This is a genomic window from Streptomyces sp. BK022 (genome assembly GCF_004217355.1).
Classification (GTDB): Bacteria; Actinomycetota; Actinomycetes; order Streptomycetales; family Streptomycetaceae; genus Streptomyces; species Streptomyces griseoluteus.
The window spans coordinates 717,617-733,844 of sequence record NZ_SHKU01000002.1 but is presented as its reverse complement, the minus strand read 5'-3'; the positions used below and the strand labels follow the sequence as shown (position 1 = coordinate 733,844).

Sequence of the window (16,228 nt, the reverse complement as noted above, 5' to 3'; positions counted from 1 at the left end):
TCCGGGGAAGCCGGGGTGAGTGGCTGGTCAGAGCTTGCGGGCGCGGATCAGCAGGGTGGTGGGCCAGTGGCCCATGCGGGGGTCGTGGAACTCCTGGGCCGAGGTGAGCCAGAAGCCGGCCAGGCTGAGGTGCTTCTCCCAGCGGTCGGTGTCGAACTCCCAGCGGGCGATGGGGAGCCGGGTGCGGTCGGGCAGGGGCGGTCGTCGTCAGCAGGGCTTCGGCCGCCGCGCTGCGGGTGGGGGACAGAGAAGGCGAGCACTCGCCCGGGCGTGAGGCGTTGGGCGATGGCCGGGAGCAGGAGTTCGGGGGCGACGAGGCCGACGGCGCCGAAGACGGAGTAGATCGCGTCGAACTGCTCGTCGGTGGCGTGCAGGTAGTGCAGGGCGTGGCTGGCGATGAAGGTGAGGTTGTTCAGCCGTCCGTAGTGGGAGCGGGCGCGGCGGACCTGGAGGCCGACCAGGTCGACGCCGGTGACGTGGGCGCCGTGGCGTGTGGCGAGGTGGGCGGCGTTGTGGCCGGGGCCGCAGCCGAGTTCCAGGAGTCGCTTGCCGCGCAGGTCGGGGCCGAGGACGTCGGCGCCGGGACCTTGGCCCGGTCTCGTCGTCCATTCCATCCGGGCGGGTACGGCCAGAGGTTCGGCGAGTCCGGCGGCGGTGCGCTGGAGGGCGTGGGCGTGCCAGGGGGATGCCTGGGCGAGCACGTCAGATCTCCAGGAGGTGGAGGACGTCGGTGAGGTGGCGGCGGACGGCCTTGAGGTAGGCGAGGTCGGTGGCCGAGTCGTTGATCCAGCGGACGGACTGCTCCATGAACCACTCGACGGCCCACATGCGGTGCCAGCCCAGGGCCCAGTTCTCGGCGGTGAGCCCGCCGCGCGGGGCGAGGGCGTCGGGGGTGCCGCCGGCGGTGACGTACTGCTCCAGGAAGACGCGCAGGCGTACAGGGTGCGGGGGTTCGATGGTTCCGTGCCAGCTGGCGAGGTCGAGCAGGCCGGGGCCGGTGAAGGCGCGGGCGAAGTCGAGCAGCCGCCAGCCGTGCTCTCCGATGTGGAGGCTGGTGGGGTGGAACTCGGAGTGCGCCCAGCCGAAGGGTGCCAGCGTCGCTCCGGCCGAGCGGGCGGTGGCGGCCTGGGCGATCCGGTCGAGCGCATCCTCGACGTCGTCGGCGTCCTGCCACGGTCGGCCTTGCGCAGCCGTTCGAGATGCTCCAGCGCTCGCGTCGGCAGCGAGCGCAGCCGCTCTTCGTCGAGCACGGGCAAGGACGGAGCCGTACGGGCGCCGTGCAGGACCACGGCCGCGACGACGCCGTCCAGGTCATCGGCCTCACGGCTCGACGGCCCAAGGTCCTCCATGAGCATGCCGAGCCAGCCGTCCACAACGTCGGAGGCGTGGACCTGAGGGACGGGAACACCGAGGGTCCGGGCCAGGCGGAGGGCCTGGTCCTCTCCGTCGAACGGCCTCTTCGCGTACTTGAAGATGGCCGTGGTGCCGTCCGGGTAGGTCACGCGCTCGACGCCTGACATGGACCACACGCGCACCTCCTCTCGTACGGCGGTGGACTGGCCCACTGCGGTGAGCAGGTCGGTGAGCAGTTGGGCGGCGGGATTCGGGCTCATGGAGGCTCCGGTCGGTGGGTGGCGTCCGGGGCGGGCGAGGGGTGCCGGCCCACCCCGGAGCCTGATCGGGTGGTGGGTTACGCGGCGGGGTTCACGCGGTGGGCGTAGACCCGCTCGATCCAGCCCGCCTTGAAAGCGGCGAGGTCGTCGCGGAAGTTCGCCATCGAGGCACCGTAGGGCGCGACGACTCCGCCGGTCTGGTCCGGCACCGACTGGCAGCCGTGCACCAGACGTTCACCGAGCGCGGCGTGGGCCTTGATGGACTCGATCCGGCGGTGCTCGTTGAACCAGCCACCGTGGTACACCTCGTCGAGCATCCCGCCCATCTCGTCGTCCAGGTCGAAGACGACGGAGGTCGCGGCGGGGAAGAACCAGCACGGGCCGACGTTGGAGATGTGGCCGTCCAGCTCGACCTTGTTGAGCGCCATGAGCGTGGCCGCCTCGCGCAGCATCCGCAGGTGGTCAGCGGTGATCTGCGGCAGGCCCAGGCCGGCCAGGTGCTCCTCGCGGAACAGGTAGGCGTACACCTCGTACGCGGTGGCCAGGACGCGGGCCGCGTCGGAGGTGGACTCGCCGTGGCTCTTAATGAAGCCGAGCGCGAGCTGTTCGACCGCGCTCTCCGTCGTCTCGTCCACGCCGAGGAGCTGGGCCTTGACCAGCTCCCAGTCGGCGACGAGCCAGCTGCTGGACTCGAAGCGGAAGAAGTACGCGGCCGGGTCGATGGTGATGCGCCGACCGTCGGTCTGGATACCGGGCAGGCGGCTCCAGCGCGGGTCGAACGCCTCGGGCAGCTCGACCGTGATGGCCGTGGTGTCGATGATGGTCACCGTGTCTCCGTCTCTGTTCGGCCGGAACCGGGCACAGGAATGCCCGAACCCGATGGGGACGTACGGAACTTCGGGGAGCCGCCCGGACCAAGGGGGGAGCCTGGATCACGGCCACGCCGTTCCGGGCGGCTGCTGATAAGTGAACCGGCGGTCACGCTCAGTGGGTACGGTGGAGGCTGGTTGAAGCGGTATACGCGGTTTACAGCTCCGGAGCGGAGGCGATCGTGGCAACGCAGAGGGCCCCCAACTCTCGGCTGCGCGAGGCCATCGACGCGGCCGGCTGCACCTACGAGGCTCTCGCCAGGGACGTACGGCGTATCGCCGCCGAGAACGGCGAAGTCCTCCAGACCAACAAGTCCGCCATCTCGCACTGGGTGAACGGCACGAGGAGCCCGTCGGGCCGGGTGGGCCAGTACCTGGCCGAGGCGCTGTCTCGCCGAACGGGACGCACGATCACCCAGACCGAGATCGGCCTCCGTACCGACGACGCTGCCGGGGAACCTGCGGAATCCGACCCCGTCCTCGCCGTCACCGACCTGGGCCGCGCCGATGTCGAGCGTCGCCGCTTCCTCGCCATCGCGGCGTTCACCACCGCCGGAGTCGCCATGCCGATCGGCTACGACCACGAGGCGACCTCTCGTATGCTCCGCGTCCGCACCGGGACGTTCGTGGTCGGGGTGGAGGATGTGGAGGTGGTCCGGCAGATCACCGCGGCCTTCAGTGCGGCCGACGAACGCCTCGGGGGCGGCCACGGCCTGACCACCGTCACCGCGTACCTCGCCGACACCGCCGCCCCCATGCTCCGGGGACGCTTCCCCAGTGACGCCTTACGCCAGACCGCGTTCGGGGCAGTCGCCGAACTCGCCTACCTCGCAGGGTGGAAGCACCACGATCTCGGTCAGGAGGGTGCCGCCCAGCGCTACTACCAGGTCGGCTACCAGCTCGCCTGCGAGGCCGACCCGCACGGCCACGCCGCCTGGATGATGCGCGCCCTCGCCCACCAGGCCCTGAGCCTCAAGCAGCCCCACCACTGCGTCGACCTCGTCGCAGGCGCCCTGCAACGCGGCCTCGGCCACGTCGACGGCCAGACCGAGGCCCTCCTCCACATCACCCACGCCCGCGCCTACGCCGCCGCCAACGAGCCCGCCCTGGCCGCGCGTGCCCTCCTCGCCGCCGAAGACGCCCTCCTGCGGGAAGGCGACCCCCAGCCCAGCTACTCCCGCGTGAGCGGCCCCGCCGCTGGCACCGTGGCCAGCCACACTGCCCGCACCCTGACGGACCTCGCCGACCACACCGGTACCGAGCAGCAACACCGGGACGCCCTCACCCGCTGGGATCCAGGGAAGTACAAGCGCGTCCACGCCCTCACCCACGCCGACCTCGGCGACAGCCTCGCCGCCCAGGCCCGCGCCGACGAAGCCGTCGCCGCATGGGCCCAGGCCCTGGTCCTCATGGAGGGCATGACTTCGGACCGCACCCGGAAGGCCATCACCTCGATCCGCTCCACCCTCGCGGTCTACCAGCGCCGCCGCGTTCCCGGCGCCGCCGATCTTGCCCGCCGCGCCCGCGAAGCCCTCGCTTAACATGCCCGACAAGCCGTCCGACGAAGGGAACCCCGTGACCCAGCAGACCGACGACCAGCCGAAGGCCCTCAAGCCGGCGCTCGAATCGATGACCCTGCTGGTCGCGGCCGTCATCGTCCACGACACGGCCACCAACCGAGTCGTCCTCCTCCAGCGCAGCGAGAACGCGAAGTTTGCCCAGGGGATGTGGGACCTGCCCGTCGGCAAGAGCGAACCGGGCGAGCCCATCACGGAGACCGCAGTCCGTGAGCTCTACGAGGAGACGGGCCTCACGGTGAAACCCGAGTCCCTCAAAGTCGCCCACATTATTCACGGCGCCTGGGGCGTCGAAGCCCCCAACGGCTTCCTCACGGTCGTCTTCGCCTCCCACGACTGGACGGGCGAGCCGGAGAACCGCGAACCCCGCAAGCACGCCCAAGTTCGCTGGGTCGATGCCAAAGCCATCCCCGCAGCGTTCGTGGATACCACCGCTAGCGCCCTCCACAACTATCTCAAAGGTGGTCCGGAAATTTCCCTCGACGGCTGGCGTTAGCCTCGCTGCTCCACGTCTCCGCTCGTAGCCGGTTCCGGTACAGAAATTGAACGCCGACCCCGACTTTTCGCGGCACATGTAAATCTCGCATTTCGCGAGCGCCACGCTGATAGCCTGGATTAACCTAATCCTGTTCAGGAACGGCATGCCGGGCATGGAGGGGGCCATCTGCACTCTCTGTGTCAGCACATGGCAATTTTTTGATTCCCAGAAAATTGACTTTCCCGTGCCGCAAAATTTGGCATCAACAAGACATGTTAGCTGTCACACCAAGGGGACACTAGATGAACGATAGCGCCAGCCTAAAGCACAAAATAGCCACTCAACTTCTCGAAAGCGACCTCATGTTCTCTCGTCGCTTCCTGGACGGCATGCTGGCGGACCAGGCAAACTCGACCATCCCGTACTTCTGCATGAATAATTACCTCTCGCTCTTCATATACGAGTCACATAAGACCCTCAAGGTCATCGATCCGCCGCGAGCGGCACGCTTGACATATAACCACGAGGCCGTCATTGAGAAGGCGCGCCACAGCGTCAAGCTCTTTGACGGTTCCAAGGTTGGGCACGCGAGCATCCTCGGCGACTTCACAGCGATCATCGCCGCCGATCGAAAGAGGTTCCTCAACAACACCTGGTTCCCTCCGGCCCGGGTGCTAGAAACCGACCTTGGCGAGTGGCGCTACCGAGGCCGGCTAGTGACGACAACCCAAGTGGCTAGTTTCTTCTCGGGCATCCCCAATCTTGCTACGTCCGACATCTCTATCATTGGGCGCACTCTCATGACTTTGGCTGAAACTCAAGCGCGCTTCTTAGAGCAGGCAACCGAGTCTCTCCCGTGGCACGGGTCATCATTTATGTCCGGCATGCACTTCGGAGAGCTGAAGAGCCGGGACCGACGATCTGAGTGGCATTTCAAGCGCCTGTTTGACACGGCCCTATCGGACGAGCTGACAGCTTCGATGTCGTCCTTTCAATGCTCGCTCAACGTCCTTGACGTGATTTTGTCGGCTGACCAGTGCGCCGCTTCTGGCGAGACCCTACTCAAGCTTAGATTCATCACGCTTTACCACGTACTCTCGAGTCTCACTCAGCTTAAAGCCGCATACGGTAGCACGCTGAGCAGGGGGTCCCTCAGCGTCCTAAATTCCATCCTGAGTCATCAGACGAGCGTCACCATCATGCACGCGGATGCGCGGGGATTCCGCAATACGCTCATTCACTACACCCCCGAGGAACGGGTCATACCCCGGCTGACTCTGAGCTTGCCTTTCTACGGACTGGTCGAGGAGTATTACCCGAAACACGACTTTTGTTCGCTGAGCCAAGAGCTCGGCGAGCACACGACGCGCGTGGCGACGCTTCTCGATGAGTGGGCGCGAAAATAAATGATCTTCCTGCCCCCTGGAGTGATCGACTGCGGTACGCCTCGCTCGTCTATCAGGGGGAGAGCGGTTGTCTATCCAGGCGATTCCGGGCACGGCTTGGTGGACGCCCGCAACTCTGTGCCGGAAGTTACGAAGAGGCTTGCCGCACCCCGCGAATCCACGACTTCATCCTCGCGGATGACCGCGTCGGGTAACACAGAGCCGTCGACTCAGTCCGCACACAGCCCGCAGGACACCCGATCAGGACCGTCGCACCCCATCGCCACCCAACACCAAAAGGCCAGGTCAGCGACCTGCGGAACCCATCGCCGCAGGTCACCGACCCGCCCCATTCCTGGGAGACCAAGAAGGCTTGATCCCTCGGGTCAACCCCCCGGCCTGCGACGTGCCTGATTCCGCAGTGCCCCCGGCCGCACCCGGCGCCCTTGAGGAGCCGGGTGCGGCCTTTTGGTGCGCCCGGATGCCCGGCCGCCGACATGAACGGCGCCGACATAGGCGGCCGCTCACGGGACATCCGGCAGGCATGGAGAAATCGCTGAAGGGATCCGGGTCCCGTGACGAAGACGTGCCGGCCGGGCAGGACACGGGCTTCGGTCCGACGGAGCAGGTGGAGCGGCGGGCGCCGGACTCGCTGACGGATCTGCCCGCGCGTTCCTGGGGTGCGGTGCTCAAGGGCACCCTGAAGGAGTTCCAGAAGGACGAGCTGGTCGACCGGGCGGCGTCGCTGACCTACTACGGTGTCCTCGCGCTGTTCCCGGCGCTGCTGGCGCTGGTCTCCCTGCTGGGACTGGCCGGCCGGTCGACGACCCAGAAGGTGCTGACCAACATCCAGCAGCTCGCCCCCGGTCCCGCCCGCGACGTCCTGCGTGCCGCGGTGCAGCAGATGCAGGGCAAGGGCGGCATCGGCTCGGTCATGGCGGTGGTGGGTCTGGCGCTCGCGGTGTGGTCGGCCTCCGGTTACGTGGCCGCCTTCATCCGCTGCGCCAACGCCGTGTACGACGTGCCCGAGGGCCGGCCGGTGTGGAAGCTGCTGCCCGTGCGGCTGGGGGTGACCGTGGTGCTCATGGTCATCGCCGTGATCAGCGCGCTGATCGTCGTCCTCACCGGCAGCGTGGCCCGGCAGGTGGGCACCACGCTGGGCATCGGCGACACCTTCCTGACGGTGTGGTCGATCGCCAAGTGGCCGGTGCTCGCCGCCCTGGTCACGATCATGATCGCGATCCTCTTCTGGGCGACCCCGAACGCCAAGATCCGCAGCATCCGCTGGATCACTCCGGGCAGCTTCCTCGCCCTGGTCGTCTGGCTGATCGCCTCGGCGGCCTTCGCGCTGTACGTGGCGAACTTCTCCTCCTACAACAAGACCTACGGCGCCATCGCGGGTGTGATCGTCTTCCTGGTGTGGCTGTGGCTCACCAACCTGGCCATCCTGCTCGGCCTGGAATTCGACGCGGAGATGAGCCGCCACCGCGCCATCGCCGGCGGCCACCCGGCCGACGAGGAGCCCTACGTCGAGCCCCGCGACACCCGCACCTGGGACGAGGAGGACCGCAAGCGCCTCGGCTGACCCGAGGGCCCTAGGGCGTGTCCGCCTTCCACGGCTCCACGTCCACCACCGCCGACACCGGCACCGCCCCGTACACGTGCGGGAACTCCTCACCGGCCGGCGGCATCGCCTCGTACTTCAGCGGGGCGTCCAGCAGGGACGGGTCGACCACCAGGACCACCAGGTCGTCCCGGGCGGGGTCCTCGCCGTACAGGAAGGCGGCCACGCGCTGGAGTTGGGCGCGGGTGGAGAAGTGGATGTAGCCGACCTCCTGAAGGGTGCGGCCCCGGGTGGAGACCTCGTACGAGCCCTGCTCGCGGGCCGCTTCCCAGAGGGCGCGTTCGGTGATGTGGAGGATCTCGGGGTGCTGGGCATCGGGCTGCTGGGGCATGGAGGTCACGCTACGGGCGCAGGCCGGGTTGTGGCACGGGCCGGGCTTCCACACCGGAACCCATGCCCCCAGGGTCTTGCGGCGGCCGGCGACCATGTCGACGGATTCGCCGCAGGCGGGGCAGACGTGGGCTTCCCTGTCCATAAGCCCAGGGTAGGCCGGATGGGTCCCGCGCACCGTGGGGATGCGCGGGACCCGAGGGGACCAGGGGCCCGAAGGCGGCTCAGCTGCTGCGCCGGGTGACGAACTCCGCCAGGGCCAGCAGACCCCCCGCCGCCTCCGGAGCCGGGACCGCGCGGGCCAGTTCCTGCACCGCCCGGGCCATCCGGTCCGCCGCCTCCGCCTGGGCCCAGTCCCGGCCGCCCGCCTGCTCCACCGCGACCGTCGCCCGGGCGATCTCGGCACCGTCCCCCGCCGTGTGCGGGCGGGCGTACAGCGCGGCCAGTTCGGCACCCGCCGGGGTGCCGGAGGTCAGCGCGGCGACCACGGGCAGGGACTTCTTGCGGACGGCGAGGTCGGCACCGGCCGGCTTGCCGGTGCGCCGGGGGTCGCCCCATATGCCGATCACGTCGTCGATGAGCTGGAACGCCAGGCCGGCCTGCCGGCCGAAGGTGTCCAGCGCCACCACCACCTCGTCCTCCGCGCCCGCGTACAGCGCGCCCAGGGCGCAGGCGCAGCCCAGCAGGGCGCCGGTCTTCGCCTCGGCCATGGCGAGCACCTCGTCGAGGGCGACCTCGCCGGGTGCGCGCTGTTCCATGGCCGTGTCGGTCTGCTGTCCGGCGCACAGTTCGATCACGCACTCCGCGAGCCGGGCCGCCGCCCGGCCGGAGGCGGGGTGCCGGTCGTCGGCGAGCAGCCGCAGGGCCAGCGCCTGGAGGGCGTCCCCGGCGAGGATCGCGTCGGGGTCGCCGAACACGGTCCAGGCCGTCGGCCGGTGTCTGCGGGTGGTGTCGCGGTCCATCAGGTCGTCGTGCAGCAGCGAGAAGTTGTGGACCAGTTCGACCGCCGCCGCGGCCCGCACGGCCGCCGCCCGCGCCTCCGCGCCGCCCAGCGCGGACGCCGCGGCGAGGACGAGGGCCGGGCGGATCGCCTTGCCCGCGTTGCCCGCCGCAGGGGTGCCGTCCGCGTGGCTCCAGCCGAAGTGGTAGAGCGCGATCCGGCGCAACGGCGTCGGCAACGATTCGACGGCGGCGCGCAGTTCGGGGTCGACGACACCCCGTGTGCGCTCCAGCAGGACGACCGCCTCGTGCCCCGGGGTGTCCTCCGCCGGCTGTCGCGGCCTGGGTACGGCGTCCGACGGGACCGGCGCCGGGCACTCCCCGGCCGCCACGATGGACTCGCTCATGCTTCCCCCTCGCCGGCGAACACGGTGAGACCCCCGCCCCGGCGTCGGCCGCCGGGACGGGAAGCGGGTGATCGCGTCACCGCCACCGGCCGATCTCCACGTTCTCCAGCACACCCAGCGCGTCGGGCACCAGGACGGCGGCCGAGTAGTAGGCGGTCACCAGGTAGTTGATGACGGCCTGCTCGTTGATGCCCATGAAGCGCACCGACAGGCTGGGCTCGATCTCGTCCGGCAGGCCGGACTGGCGCAGGCCGATGACACCCTGCTCGGCCTCGCCGGTGCGCAGCGCGATGATCGAGGTGGTGCGGGCCTCGCTGACCGGGATCTTGTTGCACGGGTAGATCGGCACCCCGCGCCAGGTGGGGATGCGGTTGCCGCCCACGTCGATGGTCTCCGGGACCAGTCCGCGCTTGTTCAGCTCGCGCCCGATCGCCGCGATGGCGCGCGGGTGGGCCAGGAGGAACTTGGTGCCCCGGCGGCGGCTGAGCAGCTCGTCCAAGTCGTCCGGGCCGGGGACGCCGTCGTGCGGCTGGAGCCGCTGGTCGTACTCGCAGTTGTGCAGGAGGCCGAACTCGCGGTTGTTGACCAGCTCGTGCTCCTGGCGCTCCTTCAGCGCCTCGACAGTGAGCCGCAGCTGCTGCTCGGTCTGGTTCATCGGCTGGTTGTAGAGGTCGGCCACGCGGGAGTGGATGCGCAGCACGGTCTGGGCGATGCTGAGTTCGTACTCGCGCGGACGCGCCTCGTAGTCCACGAAGGTGTGCGGGATGTCGGGCTCGCCGGAGTGGCCGGCCGCCAGCTCGACCTCCTTCTCGCCGTACTTGTTGGTGCGCTGGTCCGGGAGCGCGCGCAGCCGGCCGACGTGCTCGCTCAGGGAGTCGGAGCGCTCGGCGACCTGCTCGAAGTCCGAGCGGCTGAGCACGAGCACCGTGCACGCGGTGGCGGCGCGGGCGGTGTACTCCCAGATGGCGTCGGGGTCGAGCAGCGCCTGTTCGCCGAAGTAGGCGCCGTCGGCCAGGACTTCGAGCACGGCGTCGTCGCCGTACGGGCCCGTGCCGATCTTCTCCACGCGGCCGTGGGCGAGCAGGTACACCTTCTCGGTGCGGGTGCCGAAGGAGCTGATCACGTCGCCCGCGGCGATCTCGCGCTGCCGGCAGCGCCGGGCCAGCTCGGTGAGCACCTCCTCGTCCTCGTACGAGCGCAGCGCGGGCAGTTCGCCCAGCTCGGCCGGGATGACCTCGACCTGGTCGCCCGTCTTCACGAAGGTGATGCGGCCGTCCCCCACGGCGTACGTCAGCCTGCGGTTCACCCGGTACGCGCCGCCCTGGACGTCGACCCAGGGAAGGTTGCGCAGCAGCCAGCGGGAGCTGATCTCCTGCATCTGGGGTGCGGACTTGGTGGTGGTGGCCAGGTTCCGCGCGGCCGCCGTGCCCAGGGACTGCTGCGGCTTGCCCTGCTCCGTGCGGACCTCTTCGCCTACCGACATAAGGAATTGCCCTCCCATGTATGCCCGTGCCGAATCTCGCCTGGCACCGGTCTCGGGGCCGAGCCTCTCATCACGCAGCGTGCCCGCACCATTACCCGAAAGAAGGGGAATGGATCATCGGACTACTGGGCATTCTGGGCGACCCGGCGAGAAAAATGGCCGGATCGGCTCGCACAGCGAGCGAACGATGTGGTTCCCGCCCCCCAGCGTCGGTACAAGCACCGTGACGGGTGGGCCGGGACGGCCGGTCCGTCCCGAACTTCCCGAACGGTACGAAGGAGGCGGCCATGTCCCCACCCATGTCCGCGAGCGGTTTTCTGAGCGCGCTGAAGGCCGAGGGCCTCAAGATCGTGGAGGTCGGCAGCTGGCGGACCCACAACCGCAACCACAAGGGCCCCTGGGGCCCGGTGCACGGCGTCATGATCCACCACACGGTGACCAGCGGCAGCGCCCGCACCGTGGAGCTGTGCCGGGAGGGTTACGACGAGCTTCCCGGCCCGCTCTGCCACGGCGTGATCACCAAGGACGGCAAGGTCCACCTGGTCGGCTACGGCCGCGCCAACCACGCCGGTCTCGGTGACGACGAGGTGCTCCGCGCGGTCATCGCCGAGAAGGGCCTGCCGCCCGACAACGAGTCCAACACCGACGGCAACCGGCACTTCTACGGCTTCGAGTGCGAGAACCTCGGCGACGGGAAGGACCCGTGGCCCGAGGTCCAGATGGAGGCGATCGTGCGGGCAGCCGCCGCGATCTGCCGCCACCACGGCTGGACGGAACATTCGGTGATCGGCCACCTCGAGTGGCAGCCCGGCAAAGTGGACCCGCGCGGCTTCACCATGTCCTCGCTCCGCTCGCGGATCAGGGCCCAGCTCAAGGACTGAGACCCCTGCCGCAGGGGCGACAATGGCCGGATGACCAGCGCCGACCCACTTGCCCCGGCACTCCCCTCCCCCCTCACGGAGATGCGGGACCACCGCTTCTCCCGGCACGGCGTGCGACTGCTGCTCAAGCGGGACGATCTGATCCACCCGGAGCTGATCGGCAACAAGTGGCGCAAGCTCGTGCCGAACATCGAGGCGGCGCGGGGCCGGACGCTGGTCACCTTCGGTGGCGCGTACTCCAACCATCTGCGCGCCACCGCGGCCGCCGGGCGGCTGCTCGGGCTGCCCACCATCGGCGTGGTGCGCGGCGACGAACTGGCCGGCCGCCCGCTGAACCCGTCCCTGGCCGGATGCGCGGCCGACGGCATGCGGCTGCACTTCACCGACCGGGCCACCTACCGGCGCAAGGGCGACCCGGAGACCCTGGCCGCGCTCCTCGACGCGGCCGGCGCGAAGGACGCGTACGTCGTCCCCGAGGGCGGCAGCAACGCCGAGGCGGTACGCGGCTGCGTGGCGCTGGGCGAGGAGCTGGCGGGGCGCGCGGAGGTCGTCGCGGTGGCCTGCGGCACCGGCGGCACGCTCGCCGGACTGGCCGCCGGTCTCGCCCCAGGACAGCGCGCGCTCGGCGTGCCCGTGCTCCGGGGCGGCTTCCTGGAGGCCGAGGTGCGCACGCTCCAGGAGCGGGCCTTCGGCGCCCGCACCGGCGACTGGTCGCTGGAGGAGCGCTTCCACTTCGGCGGCTACGCCCGTACGACCCCGGAACTGGACGCCTTCGCGGCCAACTTCGAGGACCGGCACGGGGTGCCCGTGGAGCGGCTGTATGTCGCCAAGTTGCTGTACGCGCTCACCACGCTGGCCGAGGAGGGCGCCTTCCCGCGCGGGACCGCCGTGGCCGCGGTGATCACCGGGCGCCCCTTCCCGGACAGTACGTTTTAGGCCACTTCTCGGTCCGCCGCCGCCTCCTCCAGGTCGAGCCGGCGCAGCAGGGCGCGGAGCATCTCGTCGTCGATGTAGCGGTGGTCGCGCAGGCGTACGAAGACGTCGCGCTCGGCGCTGATCATCTCGCGGGAGAGCCGGCGATAGGTGTCGTCCACGGACTCGCCGGTGACGGGGTTGATCTGGCCCAGGCGCTCCCAGACCGCGTTGCGGCGGCGCTCCAGCGTCGCGCGCAGCCGTTCGGCGAGCGGTTCCGGCAGGCTGTTGCGCTCGTCGTCGAGGAGTTCCTGGAGCCGGTTCTCGGCCGCGCGGGACGCCTGGGCCTGGGCGTTGGCCTCGGCGAGGGTGTCCGCGCGCGGGTCGCGGGGCGGGAAGCGCAGGGCGCGGATCAGCGGGGGCAGGCTCAGTCCCTGGATGACGAGGGTGCCGATGACCGTGGTGAAGGTCAGGAAGAGGATCAGGTTGCGCTGCGGGAAGGGGTGCCCGCCGTGCACGGTGAGCGGGATGGAGAAGGCGATGGCGAGCGAGACCACGCCCCGCATCCCGGCCCAGCCGGTGACCAGGGCGCCTCTCCAGGTGGGGTTCTCCTCGCGTTCCCGGATGCGGGCGGAGAGCACGCGGGGCAGGAAGGCGGCCGGATAGACCCAGGCGAGCCGGGCCAGGACGACGACCAGGAAGAGAACCACGGCGTAGATGACCGCCCGCATGCCCTCGTTGGGGCCCAGCCCCTCGACGACGACGCGCAGCTGGAGGCCGATCAGGGCGAAGACGGCGGACTCCAGGATGAAGGCGACCATCTTCCACACCGCGTCCTCCTGGAGCCGGGTGGCGAAGTCGACCTCCCACGCGCGGTGCCCGAGGTAGAGCGCGACGACCACTACGGCGAGCACCCCGGAGGCGTGGAACTGCTCGGCGACGCTGTAGGCGACGAACGGGATCAGCAGCGACAGGGTGTTCTGGAGGAGCGGCTCACGCAGATGTGTGCGCAGCCAGTGCAGCGGTGCCATCAGCACCAGCCCGACCCCGACACCGCCGACCGCGGCGATCAGGAACTCGACCAGCCCGCCCGCCCAGGTGGCGCCCTCCCCGATGGCGGCGGCGAGCGCGACCTTGTACGCGGTGATGGCGGTGGCGTCGTTCAGCAGGGACTCGCCCTGGAGGATCGTGGTGATCCGGGACGGCAGCCCGAGCCGGCGGGCGACCGCGGTGGCCGCGACCGCGTCGGGCGGCGCCACCACCGCCCCCAGTACCAGCGCGGCGGTCAGCGGCAGGCCGGGCACGATCAGATGCGCGACCCAGCCGACGACGACGGTGGCGAAGAGGACGTAGCCCACCGACAGCAGCGCCACCGGCCGCGCCTGGGCGCGCAGGTCCAGGTAGGAGCTGTCGGTCGCCGAGGTGTAGAGCAGCGGGGGCAGCAGCAGCGGGAGGACCACCTCGGGGTCGAGGGTGTAGTCCGGCACTCCCGGCAGGTAGGAGGCGGCGAGGCCGACTGCCACCAACAGCAGCGGCGCGGGTACCGGCCCGCGCCGGGCGACCCCCGCGACGGCCGCGCTCCCGGCGATCAGCAGCAGGAGCGGCATCACGTCCATGTCCTCGCCCACCCTCATTCTCCGCGCGGGTTTCCGCGCTCCCGACGTAATCTGGCAATCATGAAACAGTGCACGCATGTCGCCGTGCTGCCGCTCCCGGAACCCGGCCCGCAGAGCGAGACGTGCCTGGAGTGTCTCGCGGACGGGACCGACCCGGTGCAGTTGCGGCTCTGCCTCAGCTGTGGCCACGTCGCCTGCTGCGACTCCTCGCCGAACCGGCACGCCACCAAGCACCACGCGGACTCGGGTCACCCGGTGATGCGGACGTTCGAACCCGGAGACGACTGGCGGTGGTGTTTCGTGGACCACGTACTCGTGTGACAGTGGACGGCACGGCGGTGTTCCGGGTGGTTCGCGCACCCGATGCCTGGGTACGTCAACCCGGCGCGCGCTCTTCCCATTTGAATCCGCCCCACCCCCTAGACACGGAGCGTATACGGAGCTTTACTGTGAGTAACGCCAGGGGGCCGGGGGCGCGGGGACAGGAACGTTCCGGGCGCGATAGCGTCACCGCGGAACCACGTACGCGTTACCCCGGGGGGCGACCCTCGGCCCCGTGAAGCTTGTACCACCATGGAGGTGAGGGTGTCCCAGATCGCAGGCGAGCCCACGGCGAACCAGGACTTCGTGGAAGTCCGGCTTCCGGCCGCGGGTGCCTACCTGTCGGTGCTGCGGACGGCCACGGCCGGTCTGGCGGCCCGCTTGGACTTCACCCTGGACGAGATCGAGGACCTGCGCATCGCGGTCGACGAGGCCTGCGCGATCCTGCTCCAACAGGCCGTGCCGGGCTCCGTGCTGAGCTGCGTCTTCCGCCTCGTCGACGACTCGCTGGAGGTCACGGTGTCGGCTCCGACCACCGACGGCCACGCCCCGTCGCGCGACACGTTCGCCTGGACCGTGCTGTCGGCGCTGGCGGGCAAGGTGTCGTCCGCCGTCGACGAGGACCGGACCGTGTCGATCAGTCTCTACAAACAGCGCGGCGCGGGCCCCGGCCCGGCGTGAGGAACGGGGACGGTCCGGTGCGGGACGAAGAGCGCGGCGCGCGAGAACTGCCGGCCAAGCAGGCCGAGAGCCTGCGGGCGGTCCCCCAGGACGGCCCCCGGCACATGGCCGACGGCGTCGACGGCATCCCCGAGCAGGCCCGGCCCCACCCGGAGGACGACTCCGGGCGGCCCGGCGGCGAGGGTGCCGTGCGGAGCGCGCCTCCGGGGGAGCGCGGCGGGGAGCAACCCGCCGACCGCGCGGGGGCGAGGGCTCGGGGAAGGGCTACGGGCGGGACGATGAGCGAGCACGAGCGATACGCCGAGGACACCGCGCCGGGCGCGGAGGCCGTCCGGGCGGTACGGCACGACCCGCACGACCGCAGCGGGGCGCGGGCGCTCTTCGTGGAGCTGCGCGGCCTGAAGGACGGCAGCCCGGAGTACGCGGAGCTGCGCAACCGGCTGGTGCGCATGCATCTGCCGCTCGTCGAGCACCTGGCGCGCCGCTTCCGCAACCGGGGCGAGCCGCTGGACGACCTCACCCAGGTCGCCACCATCGGGCTGATCAAGTCGGTGGACCGGTTCGACCCGGAGCGGGGCGTGGAGTTCTCCACGTACGCCACTCCCACGGTCGTCGGTGAGATCAAGCGGCACTTCCGGGACAAGGGCTGGGCGGTGCGGGTGCCGCGCAGGCTCCAGGAGCTGCGGCTCGCGCTCACCACGGCGACGGCCGAGCTGTCCCAGCTGCACGGCCGCTCCCCCACGGTGCACGAGCTGGCCCAGAAGCTGGCCATCTCCGAGGAGGAGGTGCTGGAGGGGCTGGAGTCGGCGAACGCGTACTCGACGCTGTCGCTGGACGTCCCCGACACCGACGACGAGTCCCCGGCGGTCGCCGACACCCTCGGCGCCGAGGACGAGGCGCTGGAGGGGGTGGAGTACCGGGAGTCGCTCAAGCCGCTGCTGGAGGACCTCCCGCCGCGTGAGAAGCGCATCCTGCTGCTGCGCTTCTTCGGCAACATGACCCAGTCGCAGATCGCGCAGGAGGTCGGCATCTCGCAGATGCACGTCTCCCGGCTGCTGGCCCGCACCCTGGCCCAGTTGCGGGAGAAGCTCCTGGTGGAGGAGTAGGGACGC

Annotated in this window: 14 protein-coding genes and 2 pseudogenes; 9 read left to right on the top strand and 7 right to left on the bottom strand. The window is 70.2% G+C overall.

Features of this window, described 5'->3' with window-relative positions:
- Window positions 1–27: 27 nt before the first annotated feature.
- The 3 genes and pseudogenes from EV284_RS09480 to EV284_RS09470 form a co-directional block, all read right to left on the bottom strand.
- Window positions 28–701: pseudogene (locus tag EV284_RS09480) on the bottom strand (class I SAM-dependent methyltransferase).
- 1 nt (window position 702) lies between these two features.
- A pseudogene (locus EV284_RS09475) lies at window positions 703–1,613 on the bottom strand (aminoglycoside phosphotransferase family protein).
- A gap of 77 nt (window positions 1,614–1,690) precedes the next feature.
- A complete protein-coding gene (locus EV284_RS09470) occupies window positions 1,691–2,440 on the bottom strand; it encodes a hypothetical protein (RefSeq protein WP_130332231.1) in 750 nt (249 codons plus the stop codon).
- 224 nt (window positions 2,441–2,664) lie between these two features.
- Here EV284_RS09470 and EV284_RS09465 point away from each other — a divergent pair, with 224 nt between their 5' ends.
- The 4 genes from EV284_RS09465 (at window position 2,665) to EV284_RS09450 (ending at window position 7,507) form a co-directional block, all read left to right on the top strand.
- The gene (locus EV284_RS09465; protein ID WP_130332229.1) at window positions 2,665–4,023 is read left to right on the top strand and encodes a helix-turn-helix transcriptional regulator; all 1,359 of its coding nucleotides are present in this window, start codon (window positions 2,665–2,667) and stop codon (window positions 4,021–4,023) included.
- Window position 4,024: 1 nt separating this feature from the next.
- Entirely contained in the window at window positions 4,025–4,555 is a 531-nt protein-coding gene (locus EV284_RS09460; RefSeq protein ID WP_130332227.1) for an NUDIX domain-containing protein, read from the top strand.
- Window positions 4,556–4,839: 284 nt separating this feature from the next.
- On the top strand, window positions 4,840–5,943 hold the full coding sequence (locus EV284_RS09455; protein ID WP_130332225.1) for a hypothetical protein: 1,104 nt from the start codon (window positions 4,840–4,842) through the stop codon (window positions 5,941–5,943).
- A gap of 523 nt (window positions 5,944–6,466) precedes the next feature.
- A complete protein-coding gene (locus EV284_RS09450; RefSeq protein ID WP_130332223.1) occupies window positions 6,467–7,507 on the top strand; it encodes a YihY/virulence factor BrkB family protein in 1,041 nt (346 codons plus the stop codon).
- Window positions 7,508–7,517: 10 nt separating this feature from the next.
- Here EV284_RS09450 and EV284_RS09445 read toward each other — a convergent pair whose 3' ends face one another.
- The 3 genes from EV284_RS09445 to EV284_RS09435 all read right to left on the bottom strand — a co-directional run bounded on the left by EV284_RS09445 (window position 7,518) and on the right by EV284_RS09435 (window position 10,705).
- A complete protein-coding gene (locus EV284_RS09445; protein ID WP_130332999.1) occupies window positions 7,518–7,877 on the bottom strand; it encodes a DUF952 domain-containing protein in 360 nt (119 codons plus the stop codon).
- A 223-nt stretch (window positions 7,878–8,100) separates the two neighbouring features.
- The gene (locus EV284_RS09440; RefSeq protein WP_130332221.1) at window positions 8,101–9,222 is read right to left on the bottom strand and encodes a family 2 encapsulin nanocompartment cargo protein polyprenyl transferase; all 1,122 of its coding nucleotides are present in this window, start codon (window positions 9,220–9,222) and stop codon (window positions 8,101–8,103) included.
- Window positions 9,223–9,298: 76 nt separating this feature from the next.
- Window positions 9,299–10,705 carry a family 2B encapsulin nanocompartment shell protein gene (locus EV284_RS09435; protein WP_130332219.1) on the bottom strand — a complete coding sequence of 469 codons (1,407 nt, stop codon included), beginning with the start codon at window positions 10,703–10,705 and terminating at the stop codon, window positions 9,299–9,301.
- Window positions 10,706–10,992: 287 nt separating this feature from the next.
- Between EV284_RS09435 and EV284_RS09430 the strand changes: the two genes are divergently transcribed.
- On the top strand, window positions 10,993–11,586 hold the full coding sequence (locus EV284_RS09430; protein WP_207228983.1) for an N-acetylmuramoyl-L-alanine amidase: 594 nt from the start codon (window positions 10,993–10,995) through the stop codon (window positions 11,584–11,586).
- 30 nt (window positions 11,587–11,616) lie between these two features.
- Window positions 11,617–12,522, top strand: a complete 906-nt coding sequence (locus EV284_RS09425; protein ID WP_130332217.1) for a pyridoxal-phosphate dependent enzyme — start codon at window positions 11,617–11,619, stop codon at window positions 12,520–12,522.
- On the opposite strand, the gene EV284_RS09420 is transcribed toward EV284_RS09425, so the two are convergent.
- Complete coding sequence (locus EV284_RS09420; RefSeq protein WP_130332995.1) at window positions 12,519–14,114, bottom strand: Na+/H+ antiporter; 1,596 nt, start codon at window positions 14,112–14,114, stop codon at window positions 12,519–12,521. The two genes, EV284_RS09425 and EV284_RS09420, sit on opposite strands and share 4 nt — an antisense overlap.
- Window positions 14,115–14,174: 60 nt before the next feature.
- On the opposite strand from EV284_RS09420, the gene EV284_RS09415 reads away from it, so the two are divergent.
- The 3 genes from EV284_RS09415 (at window position 14,175) to EV284_RS09405 (ending at window position 16,222) form a co-directional block, all read left to right on the top strand.
- Window positions 14,175–14,435, top strand: a complete 261-nt coding sequence (locus EV284_RS09415) for a UBP-type zinc finger domain-containing protein (RefSeq protein WP_086691049.1) — start codon at window positions 14,175–14,177, stop codon at window positions 14,433–14,435.
- 264 nt (window positions 14,436–14,699) lie between these two features.
- On the top strand, window positions 14,700–15,116 hold the full coding sequence (locus EV284_RS09410) for an anti-sigma regulatory factor (RefSeq protein ID WP_018544439.1): 417 nt from the start codon (window positions 14,700–14,702) through the stop codon (window positions 15,114–15,116).
- 17 nt (window positions 15,117–15,133) lie between these two features.
- Window positions 15,134–16,222, top strand: coding sequence for an RNA polymerase sigma factor SigF (locus EV284_RS09405; protein ID WP_242625631.1), 1,089 nt, complete (start codon window positions 15,134–15,136; stop codon window positions 16,220–16,222).
- Window positions 16,223–16,228: the final 6 nt, after the last annotated feature.